The sequence below is a fragment of the Pseudomonas sp. SDO524_S393 genome (assembly GCF_054071875.1).
Genome location: NZ_JBSVVZ010000006.1, coordinates 49,571 through 70,420, shown reverse-complemented (window position 1 = coordinate 70,420; position 20,850 = coordinate 49,571). Strand labels below are relative to the sequence as shown.

Here is a 20,850-nt window from a genome sequence, read left to right as displayed (position 1 = left end):
ACTGCCTGCATTGTCCGGGATTCATCCAACACGCTCAAGCACGCAGGTTGACCGTAGCCGACACGCTCGCAACTGCCTATAATGCCGCCCCTATGGCTAAACAAAAGAAACACCCCACAGGGACCATCGCGCAAAACAAAAAGGCGCGACACGATTACTTCATCGAGCATCGTTTCGAGGCTGGTCTGGTCCTGGCCGGCTGGGAAGTAAAAAGTCTGCGCGCCAACAAGCTGCAGTTGGTCGACAGCTATGTGCTGCTCAAGGACGGCGAGGCATGGCTGCTCGGCAGTCATATCACCCCGCTGACCACTGCAAGCACCCACGTGATTGCCGATCCGGTGCGCACGCGCAAGCTGCTGCTCAACGCCCGCGAACTGGACAAGCTCGCCGCTTCCGTACAACAGAAAGGCTACGCCTGCGTCTGCCTGTCCTGGTACTGGAGCAAGCACCTGGTCAAGTGCGAGATTGCGCTGGGCAAGGGCAAGAAGGAATACGACAAGCGCGACACCGAGCGCGAACGCGACTCCAATCGCGAGCTGCATCGCGCCGTGCGCAACAAGGGCAAGGAAGAATAATCCTCGCCGCCCTGTAGCCTCGGACCCAGCCCTGGCTACAGACCTTTGCGCCGCTCCGCACGTGCCACGCGCTGAACCTCCTGACGCACTTCCTCCAACACTTCCTGCACATACAGCAAGTGACGTGTCGAGACTTCGCGCGCCTGCTCGGCTCGCCCTTCGATAATCGCCAAGTACAAATCCCGGTGCTGACTGATCAGCATGTCGCGGGTTTCCGTACGCTGCTGGTACATGCCACCAATGTTGGTCACCACATTGCGCTTGAGCAGGTCGAACAAGCCGCGAATAGTGTGCAGCAACACCGCGTTGTGGCTGGCTTCCGCAATGGCCAGATGAAACCTCGCATCGGCAGCGCCCTCCTCCAACCGACTTACTTCATCAGCACGGGCATAGCAGTCCTGCAGCGCCTCGAAGGCGGCTGTCAGCCGCTCGCGGTCAACCTCAGTCGCGCGCAACGCCGCGTAATAAGCACAGGACGCTTCGAGCGTCTGGCGAAATTCAAGCAAGTCGCGCTGGGCCTCCGGGTTGTTTTCCAACAGATGCAGCAGCGGGTCGCTGAACGTCGAGCCCAACGATTCCGCCACATAGTTGCCGCCACCCTGGCGACTGATCAGCAGCCCCTTGGCCGCCAGCTTCTGGATCGCCTCACGCAATGACGGGCGAGACACACCAAACTGTTCGGCCAACACACGCTCGGCCGGCAAGCGCTCGCCAGACTTCAACGTGCCCTCGAGGATCATGCCCTCAAGCTGCTCGACGATATCGTCAGACAAACGGCGCTGACGCACCTGATCAAACCCCATAACTCACTCTCCACGATCCCGACCATGCGACGGGCCCTCTATTCTGGCCTATCGCCGCGTCGGCGGCACCTATCAGAACGCCCTCGTTACACCCGATCAGCACACCCCTTTCACCTCCTTACGACCAAAGTTTCGCGGGCGGCAAATTGACACACCCCGATCAAGGCTTTTAATCTAGCCGACGGCGACTGTAAATTGGTATTACCAATTATCCAAGCTAATTAAAAAGTGCCTGACCAACAACAATTAGGGGCCCTCCCATATGCAAACCTGGCAACAGCTCTACAGCCCACTCGGCAGCCTTGGCCTGTCCGCACTGGCCGCCGTCATTCCGATCGTATTTTTCTTCCTGGCACTGGCTGTGTTTCGCCTCAAAGGCCACGTCGCCGGCAGCATCACCCTGGCGCTGTCGATCCTGGTCGCGATCTTCGCCTTCCAGATGCCGGCAGACATGGCGCTGGCCGCCGCCGGCTACGGTTTTGCCTATGGCCTGTGGCCCATTGCATGGATCATCGTCGCCGCCGTATTCCTCTACAAACTCACGGTCAAGAGCGGTCAGTTCGAGATCATCCGCAGTTCAGTCCTGTCGATCACCGACGACCAGCGCCTGCAAGTCCTGCTGATCGGCTTCTGCTTCGGCGCGTTCCTGGAAGGCGCGGCAGGTTTCGGCGCTCCCGTGGCCATCACCGCCGCACTGCTAGTGGGCCTGGGCTTCAACCCCCTGTACGCCGCCGGCCTGTGCCTGATCGCCAACACCGCGCCGGTGGCATTCGGCGCACTGGGCATTCCGATCATCGTGGCAGGCCAAGTCACGGGCATCGATGCGTTCAAGATCGGCGCCATGACCGGCCGCCAGTTGCCTTTGCTGTCGCTGTTCGTGCCGTTCTGGCTGGTATTCATGATGGACGGCCTGCGCGGCGTTCGCGAAACCTGGCCGGCAGCGCTGGTCGCGGGCCTGAGCTTCGCCGTCACGCAATACTTCACCTCCAACTTCATCGGCCCGGAACTGCCGGACATCACTTCCGCCCTCGCGAGCCTGGTCGCCCTCACCCTGTTCCTCAAAGTCTGGCAACCCAAGCGCACCGCTGGCGCGCAGATTGCCGGTGCCACCTCCAGCGCGGCCATCCCCGCCAGCGTCGGCGGCTTTGGCCAGCCACGCAACACACAGGCTTCACCCTACAGCCTCGGGCAGATTTTCAAGGCCTGGTCGCCCTTCCTGATCCTCACCGTATTGGTCACGATCTGGACCCTCAAGCCCTTCAAGGCGATGTTCGTCGCAGGTGGCTCGATGTACAGCTGGGTGTTCAACTTCGCGATCCCTCACCTTGACCAACTGGTGATCAAAGTCGCGCCCATCGTGGTCAACCCCACCGCCATTCCGGCGGTGTTCAAGCTGGACCCGATTTCAGCCACCGGCACCGCGATTTTCTTCTCCGCACTGATCTCGATGTGGGTGCTGAACATCAACATCAAAACTGGTCTTACCACTTTAAAAGAAACCTTCTTCGAGCTGCGCTGGCCGATCCTCTCCATCGGCATGGTGCTGGCGTTCGCTTTCGTCACCAACTACTCCGGCATGTCGTCGACCATGGCGCTGGTATTGGCCGGCACCGGCGCGGCCTTCCCCTTCTTTTCACCGTTCCTCGGCTGGCTGGGCGTTTTCCTGACCGGTTCCGATACTTCGTCCAACGCGCTGTTCAGCTCGCTGCAAGCCACCACCGCACACCAGATCGGTGTCAACGACACCCTGCTGGTCGCCGCCAACACCAGCGGCGGCGTGACCGGCAAGATGATCTCGCCGCAATCGATCGCCGTGGCCTGCGCCGCCACCGGCCTGGTAGGCAAGGAGTCCGACCTGTTCCGTTTCACCCTCAAACACAGTCTGTTTTTCGCCACGATTGTCGGGCTGATCACCCTGGTCCAGGCCTACTGGTTCACCGGCATGCTGGTGCACTAGCGCCCTCACCGACGCCGGGCAGCGTTTCCGGCGTCAACACTCCACAACCCGTCGGCGCCCCGACCGACGGATAACCGGGACCACCCGGAGAACACGCCTGATGAGCGAGCTTTTTTACAACGCCGTACCCAATGCCACCCGCGTGGCCCCACCTCCGGCGCCGCCGCGTCAGTACCCCGACGCGAGGCCAGAGCGGGTCTACCTGTTCGGCACCTGCGTGGTCGACCTGTTCTATCCCGAAGCCGGCATGGACGCGATTCACTTGCTGGAACGCGAGGGCATTCGTGTCGACTATCCGCAGGACCAAAGCTGCTGCGGGCAACCGGCCTACACCTCGGGCTACACCGAACAGGCCAGGCAAGTCGCACGCGCACAGCTGGCATTATTCGCCGAGGACTACCCCGTGGTGGTGCCCTCCGGCTCCTGTGCCGGCATGTTGCGCGAGCACTATGCCGACCTGTTCAAGGATGAGCCCGATACACTGAAACAGGTGCAAGCCCTCGCCGCTCGCACTTACGAACTTGCCGAATTCCTGCTGTTCGTGTGCAAGGTACAACTCCACGACAGCGGCGCACCGATAAAAGTAGCGCTGCACACCTCCTGTTCCGCGCGCCGGGAAATGAACACCCACCTGCATGGTCGTGAGCTACTGTCCCAACTGCGCAATGTCGAGCGCGTGGAGCACAGCCATGAAAGCGAATGCTGTGGTTTTGGCGGGACGTTCAGTGTGCGCATGCCAGACATTTCCGGCGCGATGGTGGCCGACAAAACCCGCGCATTGCAGGCATCCGGCGCGCATCAAGTCCTGAGTGCCGATTGTGGCTGCCTGATGAACATCAATGGTGCCCTGGAAAAGCAACAGGCCGCCCTGCGCGGGCAACACCTGGCCAGTTTTTTATGGCAACGAACCGGAGGCTCGCGATGAATACTGCCGCGCGAATCCCTGCCGTCGAACTATCAGACGATTTTCGTGGCCGTGCCCATACGGCCTTGGCTGACACACAACTACGAAACAACTTTCGCAACGCGATGGATTCGCTGATGACCAAGCGGGCGACGTCCTTCAGCGATGCACACGAGCGCGAACACCTGCGCAGCCTGGGCAATGCCATACGTGCGCGCGCCTTATCGAAACTGCCGGACCTGCTTGAGCAGTTGGAAGCCAATCTGACCCGCAACGGCGTCACCGTGCATTGGGCCGAAACGGTCGAAGAGGCGAACGACATTGTGCTGTCGATCATCCGCCGACGGGGCGCGACCCAGGTGATCAAGGGCAAGTCCATGGTCAGCGAAGAGATGGACATGAACCATGTGCTCGCCGCCCAAGGCGTCGAGTGTCTGGAGTCCGACATGGGCGAGTTCATTGTTCAACTCGACCACGAGAAACCGTCCCACATCATCATGCCCGCCATCCATAAGAACGCGGGTCAGGTCGCCTCGCTGTTCCACGACAAACTGGGCGTGGAGCACACCGAAGATGTGGACCAACTGATTCAGATCGGTCGTCGCGTCCTGCGGGAAAAGTTCTTCGAGGCCGACATCGGCGTGTCCGGCGTCAACTTCGCCGTAGCCGAAACCGGCACCCTGCTGCTGGTGGAAAACGAAGGCAACGGCCGGATGTCGACCAGCGTGCCGCCGGTGCATATCGCCGTGACCGGCATCGAGAAAGTCGTGGAAAACCTGCGGGACGTGGTACCGCTGCTGTCCTTGCTGACTCGATCCGCCCTCGGCCAACCGATCACCACCTACGTCAACATGATCTCCGGCCCGCGCAAAGCCGATGAACGAGACGGCCCTGAAGAAGTGCACCTGGTGCTGTTGGATAATGGCCGCAGCCAGGCGTTTGCCGACAGCGAATTGCGCCAGACCCTCAACTGCATTCGCTGCGGCGCTTGTATGAATCATTGCCCGGTGTACACCCGAATCGGTGGCCATACCTATGGCGAGGTTTACCCAGGCCCTATCGGAAAAATCATCACCCCCCACATGGTCGGTCTGGCCAGGGTACCGGACCATCCCAGCGCCTCGTCACTGTGCGGCGCCTGCGGTGAGGTGTGCCCGGTTAAGATCCCCATCCCGGCACTGCTGCGCCGCCTGCGGGAAGAGAACGTAAAAGCCCCAGGCGGCGCCCACCCGACCCTGCGCGGCCAAGGCAGCCAATACTCGCGCAAGGAACGATTTGCCTGGAACGCCTGGGCCCGGCTCAACCGTTCGCCGACGCTGTATCGCCTGTTCACCTTTGGCGTCACCCGCCTGCGCGCCCTGACCCCCAACCAGCTCGGGCCATGGACACAACACCACAGCGCACCGAAACCCGCCGCTCGCTCGCTGCATGAGCTGGCACGCGAGCATTTGGCCAAACAGGGAGCGCGTTGATGAGCGCCAAGCACACTATTCTCGGCAAGCTGCGCCAGAGTCTGACAGGCACCACACCAGTGCCCGACAACTTCGACGAAGCCTTGGTGACAGACGCCTACACCTACCCGCCCGAGCAACGCATCGCGCAATTGCGCAAGCTGATGGAAGCCGTGCACACCGAGGTCCACCTGACCACGACTGCCGACTGGCCAGCTCTGCTGGCGAACCTGCTGACGGCGCGCAAGCTGCCCAATCTCCTGATCGCGCCCACCACGCCCCACGGCCGCCGCATTACCGAACACTGGGCAAACAACCCACGGTTGCCGTTGCTCAAGGCCTACGATCGACCCATCGAAGCGTGGAAAGCCGAGCTGTTCAACGAGACATCCGCCAGCCTGACGACTACCCTCGGAGCAATCGCCGCCACCGGTAGCCTGATTCTGTGGCCGACGCGGGAAGAACCGCGCTTGATGAGCCTGGTGCCGCCGGTCCACTTCGCGCTGCTCAAGGCCAGTGAGATTCACGACAATTTTTATCAGGTGCAGCAACAATTCGCCTGGGCCCAGGGCATGCCCACCAATGCGCTGCTGGTGTCCGGCCCGTCGAAGACCGCCGACATCGAACAAGTCTTGGCTTACGGTGCCCATGGTCCGAAGGACCTTGTGGTACTGATCCTGGAGGACCAATGAGCCTGCCTGCCGCTTTCCTTGCTGATGTCACACAACTGATCCCGAACGATCGACGCTTCGACGACCCTCTTTCCACCCTGGCTTTCGGCACCGACGCGAGCTTTTACCGACTGATCCCACAACTGGTGATCCGCGTGGAGTCGGAAGACGAAGTGGTCGGGCTGCTAAAACTGGCCCAGCGGGACCACGTACCCGTGACCTTCCGCGCAGCGGGCACCAGCCTCTCGGGACAGGCCATCAGCGATTCGGTGCTGATCGTTCTGGGAGACAACTGGAACGGTCGCGAGATTCGCGGGCAAGGCACGCAGATTCGCCTGCAACCCGGCGTGATCGGTGCCCAGGCCAACGCCTGGCTGGCCCCGTTCGGGCGCAAGATCGGGCCCGACCCCGCATCGATCAATGCCTGCAAGATTGGCGGGATCGTCGCCAATAACGCCAGTGGCATGTGCTGCGGCACGGCGCAGAACACTTACCACACCCTGGCGGGCATTCGTCTGGTCCTGGCCGATGGCAGTCGGCTGGACACCGAAGATGCCGCCAGCGTCAATAGCTTTCGCGAACAGCACCGCGCCCTGCTTGAACGCCTGGCGACATTGGGCCGAGAGACGCGGGCAAACGTTGAACTCGCGGCCAGGATCCGCCACAAATACCGTCTGAAAAACACCACCGGCCTGTCACTCAATGCCCTAGTGGATTTCGACGACCCGCTGGAGATCCTCAGCCACTTGCTCGTAGGCTCCGAAGGCACGCTGGGGTTCATCAGCGCGGTCACCTACGACACCGTCGTTGATCACCCGCACAAAGCGTCGGCGCTGATCGTGTTCCCGGATGTCGAGACCTGCTGCAACGCCGTCACCGTGCTCAAGACCCAGCCGGTCTCGGCCGTCGAGCTGCTGGACCGACGCAGCCTTCGCTCGGTGCAGAACAAGCCGGGCATGCCCGCTTTCGTACAACACCTATCGGAAGGGGCCTGCGCTCTGTTGATCGAATCCCGTGCGGCGTCATCTTCATTGCTGCACGAGCAACTGGCGTTGATCATGGCGTCCCTCGCCCCGTTCCCGGTGGAGAAACAGGTCGACTTCACCGAAGACCCGCAGGAAAACGCCCGTCTGTGGGCCATCCGCAAAGACACCTTCCCTGCCGTCGGTGCCGTGCGTAAAACCGGCACCACCGTGATCATCGAAGACGTGACCTTCCCGGTGGAACAACTGGCCATCGGCGTGAATCGCTTGATCGACCTGTTCGACAAACATAACTACGACGAAGCGATCCTTTTCGGACACGCCTTGGAAGGCAATCTGCACTTCGTATTCACACAAGGCTTCAACAGCGCGGAAGAAGTCGCACGCTACCAGGCATTCATGGACGACGTAGCCCAACTGGTGGCCGTGGAGTTTGGCGGTTCGCTGAAAGCCGAGCACGGCACGGGTCGTAATATGGCGCCGTTCGTCGAGCTGGAATGGGGCAGCGATGCCTACCAACTGATGTGGCAGCTCAAACGCCTGCTCGACCCCAACGGCATTCTCAACCCCGACGTGGTGCTCAGCGAGGACCCGCAGATCCACCTCAAGCACCTCAAGCCGCTGCCGGCGGCGGACGAGCTTGTGGATAAGTGCATCGAGTGTGGCTTCTGCGAGCCGGTGTGCCCATCGAAAGGCCTGACCTTGAGCCCGCGCCAACGCATCGTCATCTGGCGGGATATTCAGGCGAAGAAACGCGCCGGCATCGACACACAAGAATTGGAAACGGCCTACCACTATCAAGGTATCGACACCTGTGCCGCCACGGGGCTGTGCGCGCAACGCTGCCCGGTGGGAATCAATACCGGCGACCTGGTGAAAAAGCTGCGCAGCCACGACGCCAGCCGTACGAAAACCGCCGAGTGGCTGGCCAGCCATTTCGCCACCGCCATGCAAGGCGCGCGCTTTACCCTGCACGTCGCCAACGGTGCGCGCATGCTGCTCGGCGCGCCGCGCCTGGCCAAGCTGTCGGGCACCCTGACGCGGCTGTCCAAAGGGCAAATCCCCCAGTGGACCTCCGCCATGCCGCAACCGGAAAAAGCCATTCGCTTCAGCCCCGCCGTGACCGACGAGCGGCCACGGGTGGTGTACCTGGCAGCCTGCGTCTCACGCGCCATGGGCCCGGCCGCCGGGGATAAAGAGCAAATGTCGCTGTACGACAAAACCCGTGGGCTGCTGGAAAAGGCCGGTTACCAGGTCGTCTTTCCCGACAACCAGGACAACCTGTGCTGCGGCCAGCCCTTTGCCTCCAAAGGCTACGCCGAACAAGCCGAGCACAAGCGCCAGGAACTGATCGGCGCCCTGCTCCACGCCAGCCGCGGCGGGCTCGACCCGATCTATTGCGACACCAGCCCCTGCACCCTGCGCCTGGTTCAAGACCTCGGCGACACCCGCCTGGACCTCTACGACCCGGTGCGTTTCATCCGCACCCACCTGATGGATCGCCTCGACTTCATCCCCCAGGAGGCGCCGATTGCCGTCCACGTCACGTGCAGCACCCAGCACCTGGGAGAAAGCCAGGCGCTGATCGACCTCGCGCGGCGTTGCGCCAGCACCGTGGTGATTCCAGAAGGCATCCACTGTTGCGGGTTTGCCGGCGACAAAGGCTTCACCACGCCGGAGCTCAACGCCCACTCACTGCGCTCCCTCAAGGACGCCGTGCAATATTGCAGCGAAGGCATCTCCACCAGCCGCACCTGCGAGATCGGCCTGAGCCAGCACGGCGGCATCGATTATCACGGGCTCGTCTACCTGGTAGACCGGGTAACCCGGCCTCGCGCCCATTGAACCTGCAAAAAAACCGAACCCCTGCGCGCTGGCGCAGTCATCTGCATAGGCCTCGACGCACGAGGCTCAACCGTGATGTCGCTGGCCGCGGTCAAACGCCAGCAGCGTCGAGCCCTTTTTCGCAAGGAGATACCCTATGAAGCGTTCCGCTCTTGCTGGCTTGTTCATTACCGCTGCGATGCTGGCCTCCCCTGTTTTTGCAGCCGGTAACGAAAAGGACCTGTGCCAGATCAACCTGCAGCAAATCAACGACGGCAAAGCCACACTGGCCACGGACAGCACCGGGAAAAGTGGCGAAATCAACACCGCCGAATCACAAGCCAAGGCCGCCCACGCAGCCGGCGACGATAAAAAATGTATCGAAATATCCGCCAAGGCCATTCAAGACCTGAAGAACATGGCCAAAGGCGGCCAATAGCCCGAACGCTCAAGGCCAACCTTCGGGTTGGCCTTCCGTGACCGTTTGGCGTACACTGCACAGGCTTGTCACTCACCAAGAAACAACGAGTTACAAGCACGGGGCCGTTTAGGATTCGACGCCGGTTGCGAAACTTTAGGTGCATGCCGAGTTGGTAACAGAACTCGTAAATCCACTGTTGCAACTTCTTATAGTTGCCAATGACGACCAATACGGTGCTGCTCTCGCTGCTTAATTGCAGCTGACATGCACTCCTGGTGCCTTCGGGCCCAGCAATCATCAGGGGATGTCTGTAAACCCAAAATGATTGTCATATAGAACAGAATCGCCGTGCAGTACGTTGTGGACGAAGCGGCTAAAACTTACACAACTCGCCCAAAGCACCCTGCCCGTCGGGTCGCTGAGGGTTAACTCAATAGACACGGCTACGCATGTAGTACCGACAGCGGAGTACTGGCGGACGGGGGTTCAAATCCCCCCGGCTCCACCAAATTAGCTATATAAATCAGGCACTTAGCGAATAGCTACAGTGCCTTTTTTGTGCCTTTTAGGGCTGTTTTGGCTGGGTTATGCCAGCTTTATGACAGCCTGTCTGCCCGCGAAGCCCATCCGCGGCTGTCGCCTTTACCTCAACAACCGACAGAACGTTTTCCGGCGCTTTTCTGGTTTGAAATCGCCCCCCAGCTGGCTGGACAGGATATTTAATAGGAGTCGACTTACACACAGAGCCCCACACATGTCGACACATGCCCCCAAGAAATACCTGATCAGTCACACCTCTCTGCAGCACTGCTTTGACAAGAGCCGCTCCGGCCTCGAAAAGCTGCGCGAAACCGATCCCAGCTTCCCTCGCCCCATCAAATTTGGCCCGAGCAAACAGGCTGGCGTTTACTTCGTCGTCGCGGAGGTGGAGGCCTGGCTGGAGAACAAGATCAGCGAGCGTGATGGAGTCACCCCGGATCTCTCCAAGAGAGATGAGCAATGACCAAACACGAGCAGATCCCGCCGTTCTTGGCAGAGATGTCCGAACCGGCACTTGCCTCATATCTGAGTCCGGAAATTGCGCCAAAGCCGCTCCCGAGCGGGCTGTCTAGGGTCATGCCCTGGCGTGACGAGCTATTGCCGGCCGATCTGCGGGAATATGTACGTGATGTCGCTGAACGCACCCAGTGCCCGCCAGATTTTATTGGGGTCGCACTCGTGGTTGCTGTCAGCACCGTGGTGGGTCGCAAATTTACCATCCACCCGAAACAGCACGACGACTGGATGGTCGTCCCCAATCAATGGGGCGTCATCATCGGTCGGCCATCTGCGATGAAATCGCCAGCACTCAAACAGGCACTGCGCCCACTGCATGCCCTGGAGTCCAGGGAGCGAAAACAGTACGGCCTGGCTGAGGCCGAGCACAAGGCCAGCAGCGAGCTGCTCGAAATGGAGCGCAACGCCGCCAAGGTCAAGGCAAAAAAACTTCTCGGTAGCGGCGACAAGAACGCAGCTTTGGCGGAACTGAACAGACTTTCCAGCGACATGCAGGCTCCAGTCCTGCGCCGGTACATCGTCAACGACTCAACTGTCGAGAAACTCGGCGAGCTGCTCAACGAAAACCCCAACGGCCTACTGCTTGTGCGTGACGAGCTGGGAGGCTGGCTGGCGACGATACAGAGCGAGGACGGTTCTGTTGCGCGAGCGTTCTACCTGGAATGTTTCGATGGCAACGGCTCATTCACCTACGACCGCATTGGGCGCGGCACCATTTTCATCGAGTCATGCTGTTTATCCTTGATCGGCGGCATTCAACCGTCACGAATCGCATCGCTGGTGCGCGCCGCGATCAGCGGTGAATTGGATGACGGCCTGATTCAGCGCCTGCAACTCGCCGTTTATCCCGACGATGTCCGCGAATGGCGTCTGGTGGACCGCTGGCCGAACAAAGCCGCCACTGAGCGCGTGGATTGGGTTATCGAGCAGCTCGACCAAATACCCGATGAGCCTCGTTCTGCACTCAGGTTCAGCCCGGAGGCACAGGAGATATTTAACGCTTGGTATACCCGTCACATGCAGAAAAGCCGGAGGGAAGAATTACATCCAGCATTGCAATCCCACTTCCTAAAAATGCCGCAGACCATTGCCGGATTAGCACTTCTATTCGAGCTTATCGGCGGAGGACAGCAAGTGGTCAGTGCAGAGGCTGCTACCCGAGCAATTAGCTGGGCGGCCTACCTGATGAGCCATGCACAGCGGTTGTACGGTGCAGCAATTAACGCCCCACTACTGGGGGCCCGGTTGCTCCTGGAACGTCAGCAGAAATTACCCGAGCCGTTTACCGCACGAGAGGTGCGCCAGAAGGACTGGACGGGATTGGGCTCGCAGGACGCCGTGAATAATGCGCTCGCAATTCTGGTTGAACACGACTTCATCGTTGGCTACGAGGTTGCCGGTGAGAAAGGTGGCCGCCCATCGACACGCTATGTCTGGCGAAAAACGTAGCCTCGACCCAACCTGTTTACTCAAAAGGCCGGCAGGGCTACCTACAAAACCTACGAAACCTTGTTCTGTAGGTTTTGTAGGTAGCCCTACCCCCTGGTTGGGATACTAACTGCCAGCCCAACAGTGATATCCGACCTCGTACCTGCTGGGCTGAACCAGCCACCAGGGTTGTGAGTCACTCTTCAGCAAAGTAATCGCTGTCGAGCTGCTTCACCTCGTACACCTGTTTAACGCTCACGCCCAGGTTGTTCTCGACCATCAGCCGCGCGAGCTCGACGCCGTCGATCAGTACCACTTTGATATCCAGGCCAAGTGCCGCCTCGCGTGCGCCTGCGGAAAACTCCGAGGTGGTGATGAATACGCCCTTGCGTGCCCGCTGCCGGGTCAGCGCGCCGATGAACTTGTCGATCTCGGGACGATGCACCGTATTGGTCCAGCGCTTGGCTTGCAGGTAGATCACGTCCAGGCCGAGCTTGTCCTCCTTGATGATGCCGTCAATGCCGTCATCGTTGGTGGCCTGGGTCGCCTTGCCGGCCTCCTTGCGCGAACCGCCATAGCCCATGGCCAACATCAGATCGACCACCAGTTGCTCGAAAAACCCTGGCGTTGCCGCCCTGACCTGCGCCAACAGCTCATCGGCCAGTGACTGCACCAGTGCCTGATGGGCCTCGGCCAATTGCTCGTCCGGTGTGGTCTCGGCAACTTCGACTTCAACCACTCCAAGCACATCAACGCTCTGCGGTTTAGCGGTATGGAAGTCGGCGAACTCCGGAAACTGCTTCAGCCAGGCGACGGTAATGCGCTCTGGGCCGTTGGCCAGCGCTTCCCGACCACGGGCAGTAATCTGCACCATACCCTTGCTCGGAATAGTCAGCAGACCGGCCTTGTTCAGGTAGGTCCTGGCCCAGCCCACCCGGTTGTTGATCACCGTTTGATGCCCCGACGGCAGCCGCTCTTTGCGCTCTTCCTCGGTTAACTGGAATACATCGGCGATGCTTTCGCGCAACACGCTGAGCGGTATCGCTACACCGTCTCGAACCGCCTCCAGCACCGGGCGCATGACACTTTGAAAATCCGGAATCGACATCCTGGTTCCTTCTCCATAATCGCAACTCAGCCCGCTGAAAAACCATCAGAGCCCGCGCATTGCGTGCTCATCAACGCTGTTCATCGCCTTCAGCATTTTGTAGATCACCAGCGCAAACGCCCGGCTCTTGGCCACGTTATCCAGCACTTCCAGCGACAGCTTTTCGTGGTCGGTCATGGCGTCCAGCACGATGTCTTCCACCCGCTTGGGAAACAGGCCGTGCATCACCTGGTCGGCCGGTTGGCTGTTGACCTGGGCCATCACGTCTTCCTGGCGGCTGATGCGCTGGGCGATGCCGGTGAGGAAATGCAGCTGGTCGTCGTCGCTGACTTCGGCACCGAAGATGTCGTTGAGCGCCGCGATGATTTCCGACAGGTGTTTTTTCTCGGGATCGTGGGCCTTGCCGCTGCCGATGTCGGTGGCGGGCTCCAGACCGTATTCGCCCTGCTCCTCGCTCAAGCGTAACTGGTGTTCGGCACGCTTGGTCAGGCGGTAGTGGGTCAGTTGCAGCTCGCCCACATCCACATCGTCTTCTTCCAGGCGGTCGATGCGTAGCAGCGGGTACAAGTGCTTGGCGTACACACAGAGCTGCTCCAGCTCGCGGTCCTCGTAGGGCACGATCTGCGAGAGAAACTCGTACAGGCGCACGAAGCTCTGCAGGTTCTTGCGGAACAGGTCCAACTGATCGACCTGCTCGCCGGCTTCCTTGGCCGCGTGCTCGGCCTTTTTCAGGCCGGCGCTGTCGCCATTGGCTGCGGCAGTACGCTTGAAGTCCAGCGCCTGGGCGCGCGCCTCGGCGGCGAGCTTGTAGCGTTTGGCAAAACGCTCCCTGGCCGGCTGGCAGTAGTAACTGAGCTTGCTGGCGGCGGCCTTGGGGTCGAAGAAGGCGCTGGCGAACGCCTCGATCTCCTGCCAGTGGTAGATGCCCTCGGCATCCAGCTTTTTCTGCAGGTCGTAGATGAGCTGCGGGTCGGTCACGTCGGTCAGTTCGGCCTTGGTGTAGTAAGGCAGGAACGACTCCAGGATGTCCTTGGGATCATTGAAGAAATCGAGGATGAAGGTGCGTTTGTCCGGGAAGGTGCGGTTCAGGCGCGACAGCGTCTGCACGCAGTCCACGCCTTGCAGCTTCTTGTCCACGTACATGGCGCACAGTTTGGGCTGATCGAAGCCGGTCTGGTACTTGTTGGCGGCGATCATCACGTTGAAGTCCTGAGTGTCGAACGCCTTGGCCAGATCGCGGCCATTCAGGCCGGGGTTGAGCAGGCTGCTGTTCTCAGTGACTTCCTCGGGGATCACCCCATCGGGCAATACGCTGCCGGAGAAGGCCACCAGCGGATGCACATCGCTGTAGCCCTGCTGCTTGATGTACTCGTGCATCGCCAATTGGTAACGCACCGCCTCCTGGCGGCTGCTGGTCACCACCATGGCCTTGGCCTGGCCGCCCAGCAGGTAGCGGATGTTCTGCCGGAAGTGCTCGACGATCACCTCGACCTTCTGGCCGATGTTGTACGGGTGCAGGCGCACCCAGCGCGCCAGTTTGCTGCGGGCCTTCTTCGAGTCGACTTCCTCGTCCTCGGCATCCGGGTGGGCGATTTTCCAGGCGGTGCTGTAGGTGGTGTAGTTCTGCAGCACGTCGAGGATAAAACCCTCCTCGATGGCCTGGCGCATCGAATACAGATGAAACGCCTCGGGCTTGTTATCCGCACTCGATGGCAGCTCGGGATTGGCCGGGCGGCCGAACAGCTCCAGGGTCTTGGCCTTGGGTGTGGCGGTAAAGGCGTAGTAGCTGATGCGCTCATTGGGGCTACGCGCGGCCACTGCGGCGTCCAGCAGCTCCTCGGCGCTGACCGATTCTTCCTCGTCAGCTTTATCCGGCGCATCGCTGCCGAGAATCTGTTTCAGCTTGCTGGCCGATGAGCCGGTCTGCGAAGAGTGGGCCTCGTCGGCGATCACCGCATAGCGCCCGGACGCCAGCTTGGGGTACTTGTCCAGGGCATCGAACAGCGCCGGGAAGGTCTGGATGGTGACGATGATGATCCGCGTCTGCTCGGCCAATGCCTCGGCCAGCTGCTCGGACTTGCTGGTGGTGCCGACGTCGCGGGTGATCGGCTTGACCACCCCCTGGGCATGCTCGAACTGGTAGATGGTGTTCTGCAGCTGGCTATCGAGCACGGTGCGATCGGTGACCACGATCACCGAGTTGAACAGCCGTTGCCCGGCCTCGTCGTACAGCGAGGCGAGTTGGTGGGCGGTCCAGGCAATCGAGTTGGACTTGCCCGAGCCGGCGCTGTGCTGGATCAGGTAGCGCCGCCCCGGCCCCTCGGTCTTGGTCGTATCGATCAGCCTGTTGACCACTTCCCACTGGTGATAACGCGGGAAGATCATGGTCTCCTTGGTGATCGGCCTGCCGTCGAAGTCTTCCGAGGTTTGCTTGTCCAGGTGCAGGAAGCGGCCCAGCACCTTGAGCCAGGCATCCGGCTGGAACAGGCGCTGCCACAGGTAGCTGGTGGCGTACTGGCTGTCGTCCTCCGGCAGCGGGTTGCCGGCACCGCCGTCTTCGCTGCCCAGGTTGAACGGCAGGAAGAAGGTGTCCTTGCCGGCCAGCTTAGTGGTCATCGCCACCTCGTTCTGGCCCACGGCGAAATGCACCAGAGCACCGCGTTTGAAGGTCAGCAATGGCTCGGACTTACGCGTCAGCGGATCTTTGACCGGGCGATCCTTGCAGTACTGGCGTTTGGCGTTTTCCACCGACTGTTTGAACTCGCTTTTCAGCTCCAGGGTGGCGGTGGGGATGCCATTGACGAACAGCACCAGGTCCAGGCGCGGGTTGTAGCTCTGGCCGCCGCTCGCGGCTTCCCGCGCATGTGGCGAGTAAGACACTTCCGGCACCACACGCAGGCGGTTGCACTGGTAGCGCTTGAGGGTGTCCGGGTTCATGCCGTGGTCTGGGCGGAAGCTGCACAGATCGACCTTCACCCCCGGTAGTTTGAAGCCATGGCGCAGCACATCCAGGGTGCCGCTCTGCTCCAGTTCGCGCACCACCTTCTGTACCAGCACGCCTTGCGGGTCATTGGGATTGGCCTTGCTGAACTTGTCCCAGCGCTCCGGCCAGGCGTCCTTGAAGTACGCCAGCAGGTCTTCGGTATACAACGCCGTGCGCCGGTCATAGCCGCTGGCCGGACCGGTGAGCCAGCCCTGGGCGGTCATGGCGCTGATGATGTCCTGTTGGAACTGGGCTTCCTTGCTGTCCGCCATTACACGGCCTCTTCTTCTAATACTGGGGAGGACACGCTGGTCGGTGGCTGCCAGCCGCGCACGTCGATCTTGCCGGTGACGGCAGCGGAGATCAGGGCGGCGCGGCGTTCTTGAAGAATGCCTATCAATTGATCTGCTTCGTCTTTCAGAGCTTCCGACTCACCAATTATGGCGTCGATACGTTCCATGATGCTCTGCCTTTCCTCCTCAGGGGGAAGTGCAATACGAATGTTTTTGAACTGATCCCAATATAGGCGCAACCGAAAATCTGTAATGCCGTATGAGTTTTTCCGCATTTCCTCTACAGCACAACTTGTACGCAACAGCCGCTCTACGTACCGAGAAAAATCTCCACTCTTAGGACGAGCAACCACATAAGCGGGGCTAACCAACCCATCAACCAGAACAGCACCAAATCCACCCTGCCAAGCACGCATCATGTTATAGACGAGGTCTCCAGGACGAACTCGCTTGTATTTCTCGCGATCTTCAATACGAGTTATCTTCCGATCAGACTCCTCTTCTGTAAGCTCCTTATCCGAAACACCGTAGTGTATCGATACACGCAGAACCGGAAGCTCGGCCAATCCCTTTTCTACAGCCTCGGAATAAACTGCGCCAATTCGAACAATCACCCAATGCGCCGGCACCTCGCCCAGCCACTCCACCCCGGAGTCCTTCATCGACACCGTCGGGTCAAGGCCTTTGGTCACGGCATGGGAAATCACGGCCTGGCGCTTTTCCTTGAGCAGTTCGATCAGGCGCTGCTGTTCTTCGATCAGGGCGTCGATGCGGGCGGTTTCGTGGTCGAGGAAGCGGGCGATTTGGATTTGTTCGAATAGCTCGGGTGCAGCGACATTGAAGTTATTGATCACATCAGTGGGCACCCGCTTGAGTCCTCCAGCACCGATCATGCTGGAAGTGCAGAAGCTCATGTAACTGTCTTCCTGCACACGGTAATAAAGGTACTCAGCATTAACACCCTGACATGGTCTTAGTACGTTTATTTCGCTGGAGCCGAACCCAATGCCATTGGTCAGTCCCTTGGCAATCGCAATATTCTTATTCTCGAAGCACGGCGTGACCTTAGCCTGCAGTACGTCGCCATCTTCGAAGTAGGTGTAGCCACCAATAACCTCTTCGATGGGGCGCTCTTCGTCCAGCTGCACGACACCAGTTTTCAGCTTCTCCATGGGTACGAAGCTACATAGCTGCTCAGTATCACCGGCGAAACCTGACTTCCTCGGATTGAGTAATGCGAGATGCTTTATAGGCGTCAACATCCAATGCTTGGGCACTTCCCCCAACCACTCCACCCCAGACTCCCTATACGCCGTATATGGCTTGAACTGGCTCATTGCGCCTCTCCCTGTGCGGTATTCAGCGCATAGAACTCATGCAGCTTGGCCTGAAGCAACTGCTTGTCCGGCAGACGGGTCTGGTATTCGGCGATCAGCGCCGGCGACAGGCTGCGGTTGAGGGCGTATTCGACCACCTCGTCGTCCTTGCTGGCACAGAGCAGCACGCCGATGGCGGGGTTTTCGTGGGGTTTGCGCTCGTCGCGATCCAGCGCTTCCAGGTAGAAGCCGAGCTTGCCCAGGTACTCCGGCTCGAAGCGGCCGACCTTGAGCTCGATGGCCACCAGACAATTGAGGCCACGGTGGAAGAACAGCAGATCCAGGGCGAAATCACGCCCGCCGACTTGCAGCGGGTATTCGGAGCCGACAAAACAGAAGTCGCGGCCCAGCTCGATCAGGAACTCCTTGAGCCGGGCCAGCAAGCCCCGGTGCAGATCGGCCTCGGCATGGCCGCCCGGCAGGTCGAGAAACTCGACCATATAGGCATCGCGGAACACTTCCAGCGCGGCGGGGTGAGTGTGTCTCAGGACTGCTGAGACTTTTGCCGGCTGGGTGACACTGCGCTCGAACAGCGCCGCCTTGAACTGGCGCTCCAGCTCGCGCTTCGACCACTTCTCCTGAGCCGCCATGCGCAGGTAGAACTCCCGCTCTTCCGGGAGCTTGCTCTGGCTGAAGATGATCAGGTTGTGCGACCAGGATAATTGTCGCGCCAGTGGTGCGACTTTTTCCTCGGTGCGGTAGGTCTCGTAGAACTGGCGCATGCGGAACAAATTCGACCGGGTAAAACCGCGCAGCCCTGGTTGGGTCCGGGCCAGATGATCGGCCAGCTGGCTGACCACGGCATCGCCCCACTCGGCCTGTTCCAGCTTGCGGCTGATATAAGCGCCGACCTGCCAGTACAGCTCGATCAGCCGGGTATTCACCGCCTGCATGGCCTGCTGCCTGGCACTGTGGATCAGCGCGAGCACTTCGTCGAAACGCTCGTCCGTTGCACTGCGGGGTGTGTTTGGCTCGCTCATGCCGACAGCGCCTCGATCATTTGCTTGATGCGGTCGGTGCAGGCCTTGAGGTCGCGGTCGATGTCTTCCAGCGGGCGCGGCGGCTGGAACACGTAGAAGTGCCGGTTGAACGGAATTTCGAAGCCGACGATACCGACTTCGCCGTCCTGGGCGTCACGCTTGCTCTCGTCGATCCAGGCGTCCGGCACATGGGGCTTCACTTCGCGCTCGAAGTAATCGTAGATCGACTCGCCCAGCGGTACGTTTTCGTTGTCGCGCAGACCGCTATCGGCCTCGGGCTGGCCCTTGGTCATGCAGATATCGGCCTCGGGGTCGCGTTCGCCCAATGCGTTCATCACGGCTTTCTGCTCGGCGGTACTGAGGCTGATGCCATGTCCGGCCAGGGCCTTTTTCAGCACCTTGGCGAACTGCTCGCGGTTACGATGGACGATGCCGGCATCCATTGACTGCAACGCGGTCAGCAGACGCAGGCGGGCGTCGTCGTCCAGCTTCTGCATGGCTTTTTCTTCGAGGACGCGCTCGATGCGTTGCGGGGTGGTCTGGAAGCTCAGGCGCAACGGGCGCTCGACGGTGATGCGCCGGTAGCCGAAGGCTTCGATGGGGAAGATCTTGCTCTGCGCAGTTTGCTCAAAGCGGCCGTAGAGGCGTACCAGGTCGTCGATCTGCTCGTCGGTGATGAACTGGCGCTTGCTGCCCAGGGATTTACGCATCTTGCTGAAGTGCTGGGTGCCATCGACCAGCTGTACCTTGCCCTTGCGCGCGGGGGCCTTGTGGTTGGACAGCACCCACACATAGGTGGCGATGCCGGTGTTGTAGAACATGTCGGTGGGCAGGGCGATGATCGCCTCGACCAGGTCGTTCTGCAGCAGGTAGCGGCGGATCTCCGACTCGCCACTGCCAGCACCGCCGGTGAACAGCGGCGAACCGTTGAGGATGATGCCGATCCGTGAACCGCCTTCACGCGGGTCACGCATCTTGCTGGTCAGGTGCAGCAGGAACAGCAGCGAGCCATCGGACACCCGCGGCAGGCCGGGACCAAAGCGGCCAGCGAAACCCTTTTCCTTGTGCTCGTCGGTGATCCGCTTCTGCACCTTCTTCCACTCGACGCCGAACGGCGGATTGCTGAGCATGAAGTCGAATTTGCCGCCGGCCAGTTGGTCGTCCGAGAGGGTGTTGCCCAGCTTGATGTTCTCGACCTTCTGGCCCTTGATCAGCATGTCCGCCTTGCAGATGGCGTAGGACTCGGGGTTGAGTTCCTGACCATGCAGGGACACGGTGACCTGCTCGCTGATCGACTGAATGTACTCGTCGCCCTCGGACAGGAAGCCGCCGGTGCCCGCCGTCGGGTCGTAAATGGTGACGATGCTGTTGGGCTTGAGCTTGTCGTCCTGGCCGGTGATCACCAACGAGGTGGTCAGGTGCACGATGTCGCGCGGGGTGAAGTGCTCCCCGGCGGTTTCGTTGGAGCTTTCCGCAAATTTGCGGATCAGCTCTTCGAAGATGATGCCCATGCCGAAGTTGCTGATGCGCTCGGGGCTCAGGTCGACCGCCGCGAAGCGCTGCACCACCAGATACAGCAAGTCGGCGCTGGCCAGTTGCTGGACAAAGTCCTCGAAGTGAAAATGCTCGAAGATCTCGCGTCCGTCCGTGCTGAAGGACTGCACATAGCTCATCAAGTCTTCGCTAGTCTGGGTATCGGACAACGTGCCCAGCGACAGCGGCGATGCATTGAAGAACTGCTGACCGGCAGCGCGCAGCAGCAGCTTCTCGCGCACCAGGTCAGGCCGCCCTTCCTGGGCGCAGGATTGGCTGATCACGGCATCCTTGGTCGGCTCCAGCACGCACTCCATGCGCCGCAGCAGGGTGAACGGCAGGATGATGCGGCCGTACTGGGACTGCTTGAAGTCACCGCGCAGCAGATCGGCAATCGACCAGAGGAAAGCGGCCGTTTGGGAATGATTCTCCGTGTTCACGCAATAATTCCTTGGAGTACGGGCAAAAACGCGAGTCTAACCCGTCGAGCTGGCTGCATGTCAC

General features: G+C 60.4%; 15 protein-coding genes and 1 other RNA gene. 10 read left to right on the top strand and 6 right to left on the bottom strand.

The window, feature by feature from the left end:
• Positions 1–92 precede the first annotated feature (92 nt).
• The gene (gene smpB / locus ACW9IB_RS04625; RefSeq protein ID WP_457365752.1) at positions 93–575 is read left to right on the top strand and encodes an SsrA-binding protein SmpB; all 483 of its coding nucleotides are present in this window, start codon (positions 93–95) and stop codon (positions 573–575) included.
• A 35-nt stretch (positions 576–610) separates the two neighbouring features.
• Here smpB and ACW9IB_RS04620 read toward each other — a convergent pair whose 3' ends face one another.
• Positions 611–1,378, bottom strand: a complete 768-nt coding sequence (locus tag ACW9IB_RS04620; protein ID WP_457365751.1) for an FCD domain-containing protein — start codon at positions 1,376–1,378, stop codon at positions 611–613.
• Between the two features lie 262 nt (positions 1,379–1,640).
• Between ACW9IB_RS04620 and ACW9IB_RS04615 the strand changes: the two genes are divergently transcribed.
• The 9 genes from ACW9IB_RS04615 (at position 1,641) to ACW9IB_RS04575 (ending at position 12,094) form a co-directional block, all read left to right on the top strand.
• Positions 1,641–3,335, top strand: a complete 1,695-nt coding sequence (locus ACW9IB_RS04615) for a lactate permease LctP family transporter (RefSeq protein ID WP_457412549.1) — start codon at positions 1,641–1,643, stop codon at positions 3,333–3,335.
• Between the two features lie 100 nt (positions 3,336–3,435).
• Entirely contained in the window at positions 3,436–4,260 is an 825-nt protein-coding gene (locus tag ACW9IB_RS04610) for a (Fe-S)-binding protein (RefSeq protein ID WP_457365749.1), read from the top strand.
• Positions 4,257–5,711, top strand: a complete 1,455-nt coding sequence (locus tag ACW9IB_RS04605; protein ID WP_457412547.1) for a LutB/LldF family L-lactate oxidation iron-sulfur protein — start codon at positions 4,257–4,259, stop codon at positions 5,709–5,711. The genes ACW9IB_RS04610 and ACW9IB_RS04605 overlap by 4 nt, the downstream gene beginning before the upstream one ends.
• Complete coding sequence (locus ACW9IB_RS04600; RefSeq protein WP_457412546.1) at positions 5,711–6,382, top strand: LutC/YkgG family protein; 672 nt, start codon at positions 5,711–5,713, stop codon at positions 6,380–6,382. The genes ACW9IB_RS04605 and ACW9IB_RS04600 overlap by 1 nt, the downstream gene beginning before the upstream one ends.
• A complete protein-coding gene (locus ACW9IB_RS04595) occupies positions 6,379–9,189 on the top strand; it encodes an FAD-binding and (Fe-S)-binding domain-containing protein (RefSeq protein WP_457412544.1) in 2,811 nt (936 codons plus the stop codon). The genes ACW9IB_RS04600 and ACW9IB_RS04595 overlap by 4 nt, the downstream gene beginning before the upstream one ends.
• 136 nt (positions 9,190–9,325) lie before the next feature.
• A complete protein-coding gene (locus ACW9IB_RS04590) occupies positions 9,326–9,607 on the top strand; it encodes a hypothetical protein (RefSeq protein WP_457412543.1) in 282 nt (93 codons plus the stop codon).
• Positions 9,608–9,707: 100 nt separating this feature from the next.
• Positions 9,708–10,097, top strand: a transfer-messenger RNA (tmRNA) gene (gene ssrA, locus ACW9IB_RS04585).
• A 246-nt stretch (positions 10,098–10,343) separates the two neighbouring features.
• Positions 10,344–10,592 carry a helix-turn-helix transcriptional regulator gene (locus ACW9IB_RS04580; RefSeq protein WP_071984695.1) on the top strand — a complete coding sequence of 83 codons (249 nt, stop codon included), beginning with the start codon at positions 10,344–10,346 and terminating at the stop codon, positions 10,590–10,592.
• A complete protein-coding gene (locus ACW9IB_RS04575) occupies positions 10,589–12,094 on the top strand; it encodes a YfjI family protein (protein ID WP_071984696.1) in 1,506 nt (501 codons plus the stop codon). The genes ACW9IB_RS04580 and ACW9IB_RS04575 overlap by 4 nt, the downstream gene beginning before the upstream one ends.
• A gap of 175 nt (positions 12,095–12,269) precedes the next feature.
• Here ACW9IB_RS04575 and ACW9IB_RS04570 read toward each other — a convergent pair whose 3' ends face one another.
• The 5 genes from ACW9IB_RS04570 to ACW9IB_RS04550 are packed head-to-tail and all read right to left on the bottom strand — an operon-like array spanning position 12,270 to position 20,786.
• Complete coding sequence (locus ACW9IB_RS04570) at positions 12,270–13,181, bottom strand: restriction endonuclease (protein WP_071984697.1); 912 nt, start codon at positions 13,179–13,181, stop codon at positions 12,270–12,272.
• A 45-nt stretch (positions 13,182–13,226) separates the two neighbouring features.
• Positions 13,227–16,436, bottom strand: coding sequence for a type I restriction endonuclease subunit R (locus ACW9IB_RS04565; protein WP_135192660.1), 3,210 nt, complete (start codon positions 16,434–16,436; stop codon positions 13,227–13,229).
• Entirely contained in the window at positions 16,436–17,794 is a 1,359-nt protein-coding gene (locus tag ACW9IB_RS04560; protein WP_071984699.1) for a restriction endonuclease subunit S, read from the bottom strand. The genes ACW9IB_RS04565 and ACW9IB_RS04560 overlap by 1 nt, the downstream gene beginning before the upstream one ends.
• A complete protein-coding gene (locus tag ACW9IB_RS04555) occupies positions 17,791–18,813 on the bottom strand; it encodes a PDDEXK nuclease domain-containing protein (RefSeq protein WP_071984700.1) in 1,023 nt (340 codons plus the stop codon). The genes ACW9IB_RS04560 and ACW9IB_RS04555 overlap by 4 nt, the downstream gene beginning before the upstream one ends.
• On the bottom strand, positions 18,810–20,786 hold the full coding sequence (locus ACW9IB_RS04550; protein ID WP_071984701.1) for a type I restriction-modification system subunit M: 1,977 nt from the start codon (positions 20,784–20,786) through the stop codon (positions 18,810–18,812). The genes ACW9IB_RS04555 and ACW9IB_RS04550 overlap by 4 nt, the downstream gene beginning before the upstream one ends.
• Positions 20,787–20,850 lie beyond the last annotated feature (64 nt).